This window comes from Parasedimentitalea huanghaiensis (assembly GCF_009753675.1).
Classification (GTDB): Bacteria; Pseudomonadota; Alphaproteobacteria; order Rhodobacterales; family Rhodobacteraceae; genus Parasedimentitalea; species Parasedimentitalea huanghaiensis.
In genome coordinates, this window is sequence record NZ_WQLV01000005.1 from 45,423 (window position 1) to 59,898 (window position 14,476).

Here is a 14,476-nt window from a genome sequence, read left to right on the forward strand (position 1 = left end):
GCCTCATCATTGTTGTCGACTGCCACTCTAGGCAAAGTCTGGATTATTCGGTATTCCCACATATTATCAAACTGTATCAAAAAAAATGGAACAATGTCCTATCTTGATAACATACGGACCTTTGTGAGGGTCTATGAGCTGGGCTCGATGTCAGCTGCGGGGCGAGATCTGCGTATTTCGCCTGCGGTCACCTCTGCGAGAATTTCGCAACTCGAAGACTATTTAGGGGTGAGACTATTTCAACGTACCACGCGCAATTTAAGTCCGACTGAACAAGGCAAGGCGTTCTACACCGGAGCGGTGTCCGTACTGGAAACGGTGGATGCAGCCGAGGCCAAGGTGATGCACCTGACCGAGGTGCCGCGGGGATCGTTGTTTGTGGCCGCACCACTGGGGGCCGGTCGTAGGCTAGTGGCCCCACAGGTACCGGAGTTTCTGGACGAATTCCCGGAAATCAGTATCCGGTTGCGATTGACGGATCGCTCGGTGGACCTGACAACCGAAGGGCTGGATCTGGCGTTTTTCCTCGGACAGCCCGAGGACAGCAATTTGCGCATTCGCAAGGTGGCCGACTGCCAGCGTGTGCTCTGTGCTTCGCCCGAATATATTGCGCGCGAGGGCACTCCAAACAGCGGCGCTGACTTGGTGAGCGGAACCCATGACTGTTTGAACCTGCGGTATCCGGGGGCGGCCGAATTCCAGTGGATGCTGCAAACACCTGATGGACCGAAACGTTACGCGGTGTCGGGGCGCTATGAATGTGATGACGGCGATGTGTTGACGGACTGGGCGTTGGCCGGGCATGGGATTGCGCTGAAGCCGGTATTTGAAGTGGCGGACCACCTTTGTGAAGGGCGATTGGTACCTGTGGTGACACAGACTCCCCCGGTGCCGATTCAGATGGCTTGCCTTTACACGCACCGCCGACATCAGGATCCCAAAACCCGCCTATTCATGGATTTTATAACTGAGCGGATGGGGCGCGCGGTGCGCGAGGCTGAGGCTCGTGTTGCAAAGGAGGTCTCCCGCCCCTGAAGGCGCCCATAGGCGCATTACAGGGTTTGGGCATGGCACCGCGCTTTGCGCGGTGCAGGCCGTTAGGTGGTAGGCATGGGGCACCGCAACGATTGTTTGACTGCCTGAACAGCAACCCTTGTTGACTAACTGTTTCTATCGATATAATTAACAATGCGGTTAAATATAGGTGGGCGTGGCCTGCAAAAGAAATCAACAAGGGGATCATTGATGGAAGAACTTTTACAGGGTGTCAGCTGGGCCGGGGTTATTGCTGGCGCGATAGCGTCCTTTATGCTGGGCTGGCTTTGGTATTCGCCCAAACTGTTTGGTGTAAAGTGGGCCGAAGGGGTCGGCGTGCAGATGGGCGCTGCCAATGAGATGCCCACGGGGGCGATGATAAGCCAGATTTCAGGGCTTTTTCTCGTCAGCTGGCTGGTTGGCGTCACCGCTGTAAACAATGCCCTGTTCACCATTATCCTGGCGGTGGTTGGATTTTCAGTCATGGGCTACGCGGGGGGCATGTTCCGTCAGAACAGCGCCTATGCACGGGCGGTGGATGCCGGATATTGGCTGGCCAGCGGCGTCACTATGGTGATTTGCCAGGGCATATTCCGCAATATGATGTAAGTTGATGTTATGAAATGTAGCGGTGTTGACCACTTGAAGGCACCGCTGCCGCGCCGGCATCTTTGATGCAGGTGGCGCTGGGCGGGAGTGCACCGTCAGTGGGATCAAGCGGTGCACAGGCCTCGTGGGCGGACATGCTTCGAAGGGGCGGAGTCAGCTGCCGCGGTAGGTGGAATATCCAAAGGCAGATAGCAGCAGGGGCACATGGTAATGTGCGTCCGGGTCGCTCATGCCAAAGCGGATTGGCACCTGATCCAAGAATAGCGGATCGTCTTTGGACTGGCCACTGGCGCGCAGATAATCCCCCGCCTCGAACACCAGTTCATAGGTGCCGGTGGTAAAGTCATCTTGGGGCAAGATTGGCGAATTGGTGCGACCGTCGTCGTTGGTTACGGTCTCGGCCAGCTTGCTGCGGGTCTCGCCCTTTATCCGGTAAAGAGTGATTTTCAGCCCCTCGGCCGGGCAGCCGCGTGCCGTGTCCAGAACATGGGTGGTCAGATAGCCTGTCATCTTGCGTTCTCCTAATGCCTTTTATCACTCCTGCCGCAGAGCTGCGTCACTTGCAAACTTGGTGAAATTGACAGTGCCTTCGGGAATATTTGAAAAACCGCCCTCATCTTCTGTCATACTAAGGGGTAATCCATTAGCTTAAAAGGCCAGCCTGTATGACCAGATACCCGCGTGACATGATCGGATATGGCGCAACCCCGCCCAATGCGCAGTGGCCGGGGGAGGCCCGTGTGGCGGTGCAGTTTGTGCTGAACTTTGAAGAGGGCGGCGAGAATAATGTCTTGCACGGCGACGCCGGGTCGGAAGCCTTTTTGTCTGATATCCCTGGCGCGGCACCCTGGGCCGGTCAACGCCACTGGAATATGGAATCGATCTATGAATATGGCGCGCGGGCTGGGTTCTGGCGCTTGCACCGGCTGTTCACCGGGGCGGATATCCCGGTTACCATTTACGGTGTTGCCACTGCTTTGGCACGCTGTCCAGACCAGTTGTCAGCGATGAAATCAGCAGGTTGGGAGATCGCCAGCCATGGTCTGAAATGGGTCGAACACAAAGACATGCCCGAGGACGATGAACGCGCCACTATTGCTGAGGCGGTGCGGTTGCATACCGAAGTGGTCGGAGAGCGCCCGCGGGGCTGGTACACGGGCCGTTGCAGCGCAAACACAGTGCGATTGGTGACTGAAGAAGGCGGATTTGACTACATCTCGGACACTTACGATGATGATCTGCCCCATTGGCGAGAGCAGGGCGATCGCGATCAATTGATCATACCTTACACGCTGGAAGCCAATGACATGCGCTTTGCCACGGCACCCGGATACACAACGGGTGAGCAGTTCTTCTCATATCTCAAAGATGCCTTTGATGTGCTCTATGCCGAGGGCGGCGACGGCGCGGCCAAGATGATGAGCATCGGGTTGCATTGTCGCCTGATCGGGCGTCCGGGTAAGATTGCCGGGCTGAAGCGCTTTATCGAGTATATCCAAGGGTTCGAGGGCGTCTGGTGCCCGCGTCGCATTGATATTGCCGAACACTGGGCCAAGACCCACCCGCACGAGCGTTACGAGCGCCCAAGCCAGATGGAGCGCGAGACCTTTGTCGGCAAATATGGTTCTATTTTTGAGCATTCAGCTTGGATTGCCGAACGGGCCTTTGATCTGGAACTGGGACCTGCGCATGACACGGCTGGCGGTCTGCACAATGCGCTGGCGCGGATGTTCCGCAGTGCCAGTGAGGACGAGCGGCTTGGCGTCTTGACGGCGCACCCGGATCTGGCTGGGAAGCTGGCATCGGCTGGACGGTTGACGGCAGAAAGCACGGGCGAGCAAGCAGGTGCCGGGTTGGACATGCTGACCGATGAGGAGCGTGACACCTTTACCCGGTTGAACAGCGAGTATGTTGAAAAGCACGGGTTCCCGTTCATCATTGCGGTACGCGATCACGACAAGGCGAGCATCATGGCGGCGTTCCTTCGTCGGATTAATAACAGTCGCGAGGTTGAGTTTACCGAGGCCTGTAAACAGGTTGAACGCATTGCCGAGTTCCGGCTGCGCGATGTTTTGCCGTCGTGAGTGTAGCTGCGGTAGCCCATTCCCTAACTTATTTCCCGGATTGCTTGCGATCCGGGATGCGCCCGCCCGCCTCAGGCGGGCACATTCGCGCCCACTACGGGCAAACGCATCCCTACTGTTGAGTGCCAAATCAAATGACCGCAATCCTCACCCAACCGCTGACCGCCGCAGCCTTTGCCCCCTATGGCGATGTGCTGGAGCTCAAATCACAGCCCGACAAATTGATCAATCAGGGCCTCTGTGGCCGCCATCATGATCTGGCTGAGATGGACTTCCATGGCGGTCGCGCCGGGATCTCTCTGTTTGATGCGCAGCCACGCAGTTTTCCTCATACGCTGGATATGGTTGAACGGCATCCCGATGGCAGTCAGGCCTTTATCCCAATGTCACAAAACAGCTTTCTGGTCATTGTGGCCCCGGATCAGGACGGCAAACCGGGCACTCCACTGGCGTTTGAAACCGCTCCAGGGCAATCAATCAACCTGCATCGCGGCACCTGGCACGGGGTGCTGACACCGCTGTCGGCACCGGGGATGTTTGCTGTCGTAGACCGGATTGGGGACGGTGACAATCTTGAAGAATACTGGTTCGACACGCCCTACAGGGTGTCGCGCCCATAAATCCAAAGCCACCCGCATGAGAGGTGGCAAGGACCAACACGGAACGACCATTAGGGAGGACATTATGTCAACTGGTTCCATAGGGACGCCGCAGCAACTGCGCGACCCCAATTACACCCCACCGCTGATGCAGGCGGTGCCGCTGGGCATCCAGCATGTGCTTGCGATGTTTGTGTCAAACATCACACCTGCGATCATTATTTCGGGTGCTGCAGGCTTTGGCTTTGGCTCTGACGCAGGCGCGCAGGGTTTCCCGGATATGAGCTATCTGATCCAGATGTCGATGCTCTTTGCAGGCATTGCGACGCTGATTCAAACGATCGGCATGGGGCCAGTTGGCGCCCGCCTGCCCATCGTGCAGGGGACCAGCTTTGCTTTTATTCCGATCATGATCCCGCTGGTTGTTGGCAAAGGCCCCGAAGCCTTGCCGGTCATTTTCGGCGGGGTGTTGGTCGGTGGTCTGTTCCATACCGCCTTAGGCACAATCATTGGCCGCATTCGCTTTGCTCTGCCACCGCTGGTGACAGGCCTGGTTGTGATGATGATCGGTCTCTATTTGGTGCGCGTTGGCATTGAATATGCCGCAGGCGGTGTACCGGCCAAGGTCTTTGGCAAGGAAGAATACGGCAGCGCGTTGAACTGGTCGGTGGCTTTGGTCGTCATTTTCTCAACCCTAGGCTTCAAGTTCTTTGCCCGCGGCATGCTGTCGGTGTCTGCTGTGCTGATCGGCATCCTGATCGGCTATGTCTATTCGATGTTCTTTGGCCTTGTGACCTTTGAAGGTATCGGGCAGAGCTGGCAACGCGCAGATGCCTTTGGTCTGCCCAACCCCTTCAAATACGGGGTTGAGATTACCACCGCAGCAGTCATCGGTTTTTGTCTGATGTCCTTTGTCAGTGCAGTTGAAACTGTGGGCGACGTCAGCGGCATCACCAAGGGCGGCGCAGGACGTGAAGCCACTGACAAAGAGATCCAGGGCGCGACCTACGCCGATGGTGTTGGCACTGCGGTTGCTGGATTCTTCGGTGGATTGCCCAACACCTCGTTCAGCCAGAATGTCGGGCTGATCGCTATGACCGGTGTGATGAGCCGCCACGTGGTGACAATTGGTGCGATCTTCCTGATCGTCTGCGGGCTAATCCCCAAGGTCGGCGCAGTGATTCGCACCATTCCGATCGAGGTCTTGGGTGGCGGCGTAATTGTGATGTTCGGCATGGTGGTGTCGGCGGGTATCTCGATGCTGTCTGACGTTGTCTGGAACCGCCGCAACATGGTGATCTTTGCCATTGCCCTGTCCATCGGCTTTGGTCTGCAGCTGGAGGTCATGAACCTCAAGCCCGGTTCGCCAAATGCGCTGCAGTATCTGCCAGATACCCTGCGCATTCTAGCGGCTTCTGGCATTCTGCCTGCCGCGCTGATCGCCATTGTGCTGAACCTTCTCCTGCCCGAAGAGCTGGCAGATGAAGCCACCGACGAGGTCTCTGGTGGTCATGCCGGCCATGGAGAGGGTAGCCTGCCGGGAGAGTAATCCTGCAAATATAAAGCGGAAAAGCCCCACTTACGCAGTGGGGCTTTTTGTTTGGGTGATTGTAGAACTGATGAATGTCAGAAGCTGAATTATAGCACCATTTGGGGACTATGTTAGGTCGTGTCCCCCGTCCTACGCTGAACGCAACTTTTGGATTGTTGTTTATTTATTTGGTGAGGGCGTTATGGCCACGGTCAATTTGACACGGGATTTTGCAGATTTTTTACGTCAGCCCATTGTGCTTCGTTACTTGGATGAAATTGGCAATGACGCGCAGTCTGCGATTGATATCGCCAAATCCAATTTGGCGTATAAAGGGTTGAGGCACTATCCCCCCAAACTGATCACAGAGTACAAATCAGATCTAAAAAAACTCCTTCACGCTGAGGCGAGGTTCAATGTTGAGTACACAAAGGTTGGATCTGGCAAGGCCAAAAATCTGAATGACTTTTCTAATACCTACCATACCTACATGTTAAACCTTGAGATCCTTGAGGGGCAAAACGGAGATCACAGTGCGCTGGTCGAAGCGGATCTTGGCCTGAAACTCGCGGCCCTTTTTATTCTTCTCAACGAGATGAGCCCGCTTGGCGCTCGATACAAGCAACTAAACGATAAGACCACACGCCTCATTTCTGAACTGAGGCCGGCTATTAAGTCGTCTCGGGATAAAGCGATGAAGGCGGCGTTAACTTTACCGCTTACCGTATTGTCTTCTGTTATTTGCCCGCAGCGCCAGCTTGTCAAACTTGCCTGGAAAGGCGGGCTTGCTGCAACTCAAGGAGTCATCAATACGACCTATGCAAGTGGAGGTGGCGCCAAAGAGCTCGCCGCTGCGACGGCGCCAGGTATGACGGCGTTTAATGCGTATGAGACTCTTCTAAATAAGGATTTCGCTGTTTTTAAATCACTATCCAAAACTACGGCACTCCTAATCAGTGGCATTGGGGTTGGGGTAGAAGTTGCAAAGGTCAAAAAGCTGCAAAAAGAGATCAAAACCTATTTGGTATTGTATAAGGCTGTAACAAAGGAATTTGGTAAGCAGACCAAAGGGGTGATGGAGTTGGTAAAAAAGGCTGAGAGGGCCCATGCACAGGCTGTTCGCAACCTTGGACGCGCAGGAAAGAACACTGTGCAGCGCAAAAAACTGATTGCTGAAATCAGAGCTTGGAACAAATAAGCTAGAGTGCACTTACCCATCAAGGCGTGCGTTCGACCCTTGTTAGCCTGCTGCCATTCATCGCGCTATCTCCGGTATGCTGGCCCGGGTGAGGGCAGCCTCTTGCGCTCTTGCAAGGGAGTATTCGAATGTATTGTGGGCGTCGGGACGGTTGGGGCGTTTTGATGTAAGCTTGCAAAGGGAGTGACAGGGAATCGTGTAGCGGAGAATATGTTGGTGTGCACAGGGCATCATTGGGTGAAAGGGCTGCGCCTGGCTGTCCGCTATGCGACTATTGTTGGTGCGGCCAGTCTGTGTAGTGCGATGTTTTGGCAGGCAGCGATTGCTAAGGGCCACAAGGATGGTTGCTCCATCGGGGCCTTTGCAGAAACAGCGGAAATCATAAGCGTGTTTCGCAAAATTGAGATGTTGTCGAATACTCTGCTACATGCGCAGTCTCAGGCTCTTATCGAAATGCAGTCTGGTCTTGTGCTTGGGATCGACGATGGCGGTTTTTTCGGGCCAACCGGGACACTTAGTAAATCAACGGGGAAAGCCCAGTCCGACCTTAGGAACCTGACATTTGTGGTCAAACGGTTAGCGCTTGATGCAGATGCCGCCAGCCGTCTTTCCAATGCGTTTGCGGAAGTGGAAGGGCTGGTAACAGCAGGGTTCGAAATGACAGGGCATCTTGAAAAAGATCAAATTGCAGAGGCCGTTGGGATCTACGCTCAGAAATCGCTTCCGCATTGCAAACAGGTATTTTCAACAGTTTACACTGAGGTTTCAGGGCGCGAGCGCGAGCTGTCTCTATTGCCAGCTAAGTGCAGGTAGCATTTATTCCGCTGCCATTCGTCGCGCCATGTCCAGCATCCGGGCGGAAAATCCCCATTCGTTATCATACCACCCAAACACTCGGACCTGACGATCCCCCACCATGCGGGTCTCGGGTGCGGCGATAACCAGTGACTCTGGCCGGGCACGCAGGTCAGATGATACAAGTGGTTGTTCGGTCCAACCCAGCACAGGTGAGTTGGCAACGCCCTCCTTCAGGGCAGCGACAAAGCTGTCTTGGCTGAAGGGCCGGGACAGCTGAGCGACCAAATCTACAGCCGAGACAGAGGCAGACGGGACCCGCACTGCTGCGCCACTGATCCGGCCTGCCAGATGGGGCAAAACCTGGTCAATTAGGTGTGTAGCTGAAGAGGTTGTAGGCACCATGGACTGAGCACCACCGCGGGAACGGGCAAAGTCACCACGCGGTGCGTCGACCATGGGCTGGCTGTTGGTATAGCAGTGAATGGTGGTCATATGGGCGGTGTCAATGCCCGCGATTTGATCTATCAGATTGGCCAGTGGGGCCAGCCCATTGGTTGTACAGGATGCGTTTGATACGATCCGCGCGCCTCTCAGCGCCTCGTCATTGGCGCCCAGAACCACGGTTTGCTCGGCAGCGGGCGAGGGACCTGAGATCAACACCTTACCTGCCCCCGCTGCCAGGCCACGCTCGGCCACGTCAGAGGTTCGGGCAATGCCGGTACATTCTAACACTACATCAACACCAGACAGGTCTGCCTGCGTCAGGTCAGCATGGTGGCTCATCGGGATAGAGTGACCCAAAACGTTCAGCGTGCTGTCGCCCACCTCAACGGGTGCAGGGAAGGGCCCAAAGGTGCTGTCGTACTGAAACAGATAGGCGCACATCTCTTGTGTGGCGATATCGTTAATCAGTGCCACTTCAATGCCTGCACCTCGTGGAGAGGTCAGGATTTGGCGCAGAATTGCGCGGCCGATGCGGCCGAATCCGTTGATTGCAATCTTCATGACGTAGCTATGGCAGGGGTTGTGGTGCGGCTCAATCCACTTTGGCGGTGAATTTGATCACATTTTGTGAACGGCGCAATCCAGCTCACAACTGGGTCGCGCCGTTTTGCCCAAGCTGGATTAATTTGGGCAGATCATTTGGGCAGAGTAAGAGCCGTCGATCGACTGTACCAGGGTGTCAATGTTGGCGCTGCATCCGGTGGCGGCCTTAAAGGCGCGCACAGCCTGACGGGATCCAATCATCGCTGGTGGGCGAAAGGGAATAAGTTCCACATTCAACCGTTCAGCACGGTAACGTCCTGGTGCGTCCTCGACAGCAGTCACCACCCAATTGCGGCCCAGCACTGTGACGTGTTTGCCAGGGGCCTCTTTGGCCTGTGCCAGAGGCGTCAGTGCCAAGCCCAGTGTCGCGGCTAGGGTCAGGTGTTTTAACATGGCAAATCTCCGGCTTAAATGTTTGCCCCAACCCTAGCGTTTGCGCCGTCACATGCAATGGTGATCAGCCCGGTGGTTTCAACCCAGCGGCATGTGACGGTTAACGTCTTTGTACAGCAGATAGCGGAACCGGCCCGGTCCACCCGCATAGCAGGCCTGCGGGCAGAAAGCGCGCAGCCACATAAAGTCGCCGGCTTCCACTTCGACCCAGTCCTGGTTCAGCTTGTAGACGGCCTTGCCTTCAAGCACGAAAAGTCCGTGTTCCATCACGTGGGTTTCAAGGAACGGGATCACGCCGCCGGGTTCAAAAGTCACCACTGTGACGTGCATGTCGTGACTCATGTCTTCAGGATCCATGAACCGGGTTGTGGCCCAGCGGCCTTCGGTATCGGGCATCACATTTGGGGCGATGTCCTGTTCGTTGACCACATAGGCCTTGGGCTTTTGAACGCCCGGTGCAGATTTCCACTGTTTGCGAATCCAGTGGAATGAAGCATTGGCAGTGCTTGTGTTATGGATTGTCCAATTGCCGCCAGCGGGCAGGTAGGCAAAGCAGCCCGGTGTCAATGCATGGGCTGATCCGTCGATGGTCAGCTCAAGATCGCCTTCAGTGACAAACAACCCGGCCTGCGCGGTTTCATCGCTCTCGGGGGCGTCTGATCCGCCTCCAGGTTGCAGCTCGACGATGTATTGAGAAAATGTCTCGGCAAAGCCGCTAAGAGGGCGGGCAATCACCCACATCCGCATTCCGTTCCAGCCGGGCAGAAATGAGGTCACGATATCGCGCATGGTGCCTTTGGGGATCACCGCATAGGCGTCAGTGAACATTGCGCGATCGGTCAGCAGTTGCTCTTGCCCCGGATGGCCCCCGTGGGGAGTGTGATAGGTGGGCGACGCCATGTGCGGATCCTTTCTCTATGATTGGCGCAACTATGCGAGTGTCGCCGACCGGCTGAAAGATGGCCTAATGAAATAGCATTCTTCGCAAATATTTGAATATCAGGCGCAGGGCTTTGGACAATCCTGCGGGAGAGGTGTAACGCTGGAGAGAGCTGCGTTGGTGGCATCGCTGAATTGAGGGATATTATGAAAAAGCTTCTTTGTGCTTGCGCTGTTCTGGTCACCGTAGGGGCCGTTGTCCAAGCAAAACCATTGTCGCGTATTCTGGCCGAAAGTGGTCTTAGTAGTGAAGATTTTGACCTGATGGGGCAATATGCTGCCGGGCTGTATGAACGCGGTACGCCCAAAGCGGGGGCCTCGGTCCAATGGAGCAATAGCGAGTCAGGTGCGGCAGGCACTGTGCGGCTTCAGGAAACCAGTGGAAATTGCGTTTTGCTACGCCATGAGGCGACGGCGGGTGGCAAAGACAAGCCGATACTCATCCATACCCGTCGCTGCAAAAATGCTGATGGGATCTGGGTGCTGCAGCCCTGAGGAAGATCCTATAACCCAGCGACAGCGCCAGCCTGGCGGAGTTCTGCAGCGCAGAGCTGTAGTTCCCGTAGAATTTTTTCGGGTTGGTGCTGCGCGTTCAAACCTCGCGGGGCTGAACTTCCCACCACGACAGGTGTGTCGCCGGGGCGTGAGACCACAACAGCATATCCAATGATGCCAACTTCAAATTCACTGTCGGTGACGACAAGCCCATTGCGGCGGGCCTGTGAAATCCGCTCAAGGATGGTGCCGGGATTTTGGATTGATTGTTCCGTATGACTGGGAATTTCGGCGCTGTGTATTATTTTTTCGACCTGCTCCTGGGGCAGGCAGGCGAGTAGCATCCGGCCTAGGCTGGTGTGGATCAGTGGGATACGCGCGCCCGGCGTAAAGCCGTAGGTTACAGGCCCGTGGTCTACCGTTGATTGCGCCAGCAGTAGCACCTGACCATGGTCCAGCATTGCCAATGTCATCTCAGCCCCCAGAATGGTGGCATGGTGATCCAATAGGGGTTGCACATGGCGGCCAAATTGATTGGCTTGCAGAAAGCCCCCGGCCAGTTCCAGCACTCTTGGGGTCAGCGACAACATGCGGCCGTCTTGACGCAGGTATCCCGCCTGAACCAATGTGAGTGCGCCGCGCCGTGCAGTCGCCCGGTCCTGACCTGTGCGACGGGCAATCTCTGCCAGGCTCATGCTGGGGGTTTGGGCGTCGAACACAGCCAACACGGCCAAGCCTTTGGCAAAGCTGGACGAAATGTTACGGTCCTGCGCAGTGTTTGGCATCTTTAACCTCATTGGACTGTCCGGTCTTGACAGAACGGAGTGGCTCTTGCAACTTGATCGTATAGGCAGCGATTAGTTCGTTATACGAACTAAGTCAAGACCAAGCTTTCCGATTTGCAAGCGAACAGGAGCCCGCAATGATCAGCCAAGAGATGAACGATAGTCTCACCCGAGTGGGCAAGGGCAGTGATGCCGGCGAGGTCCTGCGGCGATATTGGCAACCAGCCGCGCTGTTGGATGAACTGGATCAAAAGCGCCCAGTGGTGCCCGTTAAGCTGCTTGGCGAAGACCTGGTTCTGTTTCGCGATAGTTCTGGAGAGCTGGGATTGATCGGTCGACACTGTCCGCATCGCGGCGCTGACATGTGCTTTGGTCGGCTAGAGGACAATGGGCTGCGCTGTCCCTTCCACGGCTGGCATTTTGACCGCACTGGCCAGTGTGTTGAACAACCGGGAGAGCCTGAGGGCAGCCGGATGCATGAGAAGATCCAGTCCACCTCTTATCCGGTGGTGGAAAAGAACGGCATCATCTGGGCTTATATGGGTCCGGGTGAGCCACCTGCCTTCCCGAATTTTGATTGTTTTCGTGCGCCGGGTACGCATGTCTTTGCCTTTAAGGGGCTGTGGAAGTGTAATTGGTTGCAGGCACTTGAGGTTGGCATTGACCCGGCCCATGCCTCGTTCCTGCACCGGTTTTTGCAAGATGAAGATCCGGCCGACAGCTATGGCAAGCAATTCCGCGACAATGCTGCAAACACAAATATCCCAATCACCAAGGTGTTGCGCGACTATCCACGACCCGAAATTCAGGTCGATGAAACTGACTATGGGCTAAAGCTGACCGCATTGCGCCACCTCGATGGGGGGCAGACCCATGTGCGCGTGACCAACCAGATATTCCCACAGGCAATCTGTATTCCAATGTCGCGTGAAATGACCATCACCCAGTGGCATGTGCCGATCGACGACGAAAACTGCTATTGGTTCTCGATGTTCACCAGCTACACCAGCCCGGTTGACAAAGAGCTGATGCGGGCACAGCGACTGCAAGAACACAGTCTGCCGGATTATGCACCACTGAAAGGCGCCCATAACAATTATGGTTATGATGCTGCTGAGCAGGAAAGCGAAACCTATACGGGCATGGGTTTGGACATCAACGTGCATGACCAGTGGGCGGTTGAAAGCATGGGCGCCATACAGGATCGAACGCAAGAACATCTGGGCAAGACAGATGTGGCGATCGTCCGCAATCGTCGGATGCTGCGCGCGGCCATCGCGGCCGTCAAAGAAGATCGTGACGACGCGTTGCTGATGCGAAAGGGGCTGGACCTTTCCACCCTGTTTGGCCCAGTCTCCAACGATGCCATTGCCAAGGATGGTGACTGGACCAAGGCCACTGCAGAGTCCGACGCTGCGCGGCGTGATGCCTGCCCTTGGGATGCGTCTGTCTAGGGCATGTTACTGCGGGAGGATGCGCGTCATGCGTGAGACATTTAAGGCGGGCAAGCTGGCCCAAATGGGGCTGTTGTCAGCTGAAGATGGAGCGAGGGCTGCCGACCTGGTGGCGCAGGTACAGTCTGACGGTATTGAAACAGTTCGGGTGTTGTTTGTTGATCAGCATGGTATTTTGCGTGGTAAGACCATCGTTGCCAGTGCCTTTGGTTCGGTTTTTAGCACCGGTATCGCCGTACCCTCCACATTATTGCTGAAGGACACCTCACATCGGACAGCCTTTGATGTGTGGTCACACAACAGTGGCATTCAGGCGGGTCCGATGCAGGGGGCCAATGACGTGTTGCTGGTGCCGTGCCCGGAAACATTTCGGGTGTTGCCTTGGTCACCGCATTCCGCATGGATTTTCTGTGATGTCGTGTTCCGGGATGGACGCCCAATCCCGTTTAGTGCGCGCCATGTGCTGCGACGTGCGATGGACCGGTTGGCCGATCAGAACATGGCCGCAGTGATTGGGTTGGAAATCGAATTTCACATTTTTGAGCGCACCGACACCGCCACGACCCACAGTCAGTCTGAAATGCCCGGCGCCCCGGTTGAGACACGTAATCTGGCGCAGGGCTATCAGTTCCTGACCGAAAACCGTTATGGCGAGCTGGAAGGCATTCTGGACACCCTGCGGCGCTACGCCCAGGGGTTGGGGCTGGCCGTACGGTCGGTTGAGATCGAAATGGGTCCCAGCCAGGTTGAATTTACCTTTGACCCAGCAGACCCGATGACCCAGGCGGATGCGCTGGTTATGTTCCGCACTATGGTGAAACAAGTCTGCGCGGCGAAGGGGCTGCACGCCAGCTTTATGGCCAAGCCAAGGCTGGAAAATACCATGGCCAATGGCTGGCACATTCACCAGTCATTGCTGGATGTGAACAACGGTCGTAATCTTTTCATGCCGGATGAGGGCGGCGGGTTGACCCCGCAGGCCAGCGGTTGGATCGCCGGGTTGCTGACCCACGCCGCTGCCGCCTCGGTGTTGATCGCACCAAGCGTCAACAGCTATAAACGCTACCTGCCGTTTCAACTGGCGCCGAACAAAATTCAATGGGGCGAAGACAACCGGGGCGCAATGCTGCGGGCCCTGCTGCAGGAGGGGGACGGCGCAAGCCGGATTGAAAACCGCGCCCCTGATACCTCCGCCAACCCCTATTACGCGCTCGCGGCGCAGCTGATTGCCGGTGGCGAAGGCATTTCTAGCGGCCGGGTGGCACCTGCTCCGACGCAATCCCCCTATGAGGGCGAAGGTGCGCAGCTGCCGCGCTCATTAGGGGAAGCGCTGCATGCGTTTGAGACCTCTTCGCTGTTTCGCCGCGCCCTGGGAACTGATTTTTCGGACTATCTTCTGCATCTCAAACGGTTTGAGTGGAACCGCTATTTGAACACCGTTAGCGAATGGGAGCAGACGGAGTACTTCAATTTATTCTAAGCCTTAGTGCTGTGATGCTGCTTGAACGG

At 56.0% G+C, this 14,476-nt stretch carries 15 protein-coding genes; 10 read left to right on the top strand and 5 right to left on the bottom strand.

Annotated elements, in window-relative coordinates; translation table 11 throughout:
* The first annotated feature begins 93 nt into the window (after nt 1-93).
* Nucleotides 94-1,035, top strand: a complete 942-nt coding sequence (locus GO984_RS09240) for a LysR family transcriptional regulator (protein ID WP_157022253.1) — start codon at nt 94-96, stop codon at nt 1,033-1,035.
* A 210-nt stretch (nt 1,036-1,245) separates the two neighbouring features.
* Entirely contained in the window at nt 1,246-1,644 is a 399-nt protein-coding gene (locus GO984_RS09245; RefSeq protein ID WP_157022254.1) for a DUF1761 domain-containing protein, read from the top strand.
* A 153-nt stretch (nt 1,645-1,797) separates the two neighbouring features.
* Here the strand turns inward: GO984_RS09245 and uraH are convergent, their stop codons facing one another.
* Nucleotides 1,798-2,154: a hydroxyisourate hydrolase gene (gene uraH, locus GO984_RS09250; RefSeq protein ID WP_157022255.1), complete on the bottom strand. Its 357-nt coding sequence runs from the start codon at nt 2,152-2,154 to the stop codon at nt 1,798-1,800.
* Nucleotides 2,155-2,309: 155 nt separating this feature from the next.
* Between uraH and puuE the strand changes: the two genes are divergently transcribed.
* The 5 genes from puuE to GO984_RS09275 all read left to right on the top strand — a co-directional run bounded on the left by puuE (nt 2,310) and on the right by GO984_RS09275 (nt 7,869).
* Nucleotides 2,310-3,728, top strand: coding sequence for an allantoinase PuuE (puuE, locus tag GO984_RS09255; RefSeq protein ID WP_157022256.1), 1,419 nt, complete (start codon nt 2,310-2,312; stop codon nt 3,726-3,728).
* A gap of 134 nt (nt 3,729-3,862) precedes the next feature.
* A complete protein-coding gene (locus GO984_RS09260; protein ID WP_157022257.1) occupies nt 3,863-4,348 on the top strand; it encodes an ureidoglycolate lyase in 486 nt (161 codons plus the stop codon).
* A 64-nt stretch (nt 4,349-4,412) separates the two neighbouring features.
* Nucleotides 4,413-5,876: a uracil-xanthine permease family protein gene (locus GO984_RS09265; protein ID WP_157022258.1), complete on the top strand. Its 1,464-nt coding sequence runs from the start codon at nt 4,413-4,415 to the stop codon at nt 5,874-5,876.
* Nucleotides 5,877-6,060: 184 nt separating this feature from the next.
* Nucleotides 6,061-7,056, top strand: a complete 996-nt coding sequence (locus GO984_RS09270) for a hypothetical protein (RefSeq protein WP_157022259.1) — start codon at nt 6,061-6,063, stop codon at nt 7,054-7,056.
* 237 nt (nt 7,057-7,293) lie between these two features.
* Nucleotides 7,294-7,869 (top strand): hypothetical protein, encoded by a 576-nt coding sequence (locus GO984_RS09275; RefSeq protein WP_157022260.1) that lies wholly within the window; start codon nt 7,294-7,296, stop codon nt 7,867-7,869.
* 3 nt (nt 7,870-7,872) lie between these two features.
* On the opposite strand, the gene GO984_RS09280 is transcribed toward GO984_RS09275, so the two are convergent.
* From GO984_RS09280 to GO984_RS09290, 3 genes are all read right to left on the bottom strand, one after another.
* The gene (locus GO984_RS09280) at nt 7,873-8,859 is read right to left on the bottom strand and encodes a type I glyceraldehyde-3-phosphate dehydrogenase (protein WP_157022261.1); all 987 of its coding nucleotides are present in this window, start codon (nt 8,857-8,859) and stop codon (nt 7,873-7,875) included.
* Between the two features lie 120 nt (nt 8,860-8,979).
* Nucleotides 8,980-9,294 carry a hypothetical protein gene (locus GO984_RS09285; RefSeq protein ID WP_157022262.1) on the bottom strand — a complete coding sequence of 105 codons (315 nt, stop codon included), beginning with the start codon at nt 9,292-9,294 and terminating at the stop codon, nt 8,980-8,982.
* A 78-nt stretch (nt 9,295-9,372) separates the two neighbouring features.
* Nucleotides 9,373-10,194, bottom strand: a complete 822-nt coding sequence (locus GO984_RS09290; RefSeq protein ID WP_138162525.1) for a bifunctional allantoicase/(S)-ureidoglycine aminohydrolase — start codon at nt 10,192-10,194, stop codon at nt 9,373-9,375.
* Nucleotides 10,195-10,380: 186 nt separating this feature from the next.
* Between GO984_RS09290 and GO984_RS09295 the strand changes: the two genes are divergently transcribed.
* The gene (locus GO984_RS09295; protein WP_157022263.1) at nt 10,381-10,728 is read left to right on the top strand and encodes a hypothetical protein; all 348 of its coding nucleotides are present in this window, start codon (nt 10,381-10,383) and stop codon (nt 10,726-10,728) included.
* 8 nt (nt 10,729-10,736) lie between these two features.
* On the opposite strand, the gene GO984_RS09300 is transcribed toward GO984_RS09295, so the two are convergent.
* Complete coding sequence (locus GO984_RS09300) at nt 10,737-11,525, bottom strand: IclR family transcriptional regulator (RefSeq protein WP_245231058.1); 789 nt, start codon at nt 11,523-11,525, stop codon at nt 10,737-10,739.
* Nucleotides 11,526-11,650: 125 nt separating this feature from the next.
* On the opposite strand from GO984_RS09300, the gene GO984_RS09305 reads away from it, so the two are divergent.
* Together GO984_RS09305 and GO984_RS09310 are read left to right on the top strand one after the other, a co-directional pair.
* Complete coding sequence (locus GO984_RS09305; protein WP_157022264.1) at nt 11,651-12,967, top strand: aromatic ring-hydroxylating dioxygenase subunit alpha; 1,317 nt, start codon at nt 11,651-11,653, stop codon at nt 12,965-12,967.
* Nucleotides 12,968-12,995: 28 nt separating this feature from the next.
* Complete coding sequence (locus tag GO984_RS09310; RefSeq protein ID WP_157022265.1) at nt 12,996-14,447, top strand: glutamine synthetase family protein; 1,452 nt, start codon at nt 12,996-12,998, stop codon at nt 14,445-14,447.
* Nucleotides 14,448-14,476: the final 29 nt, after the last annotated feature.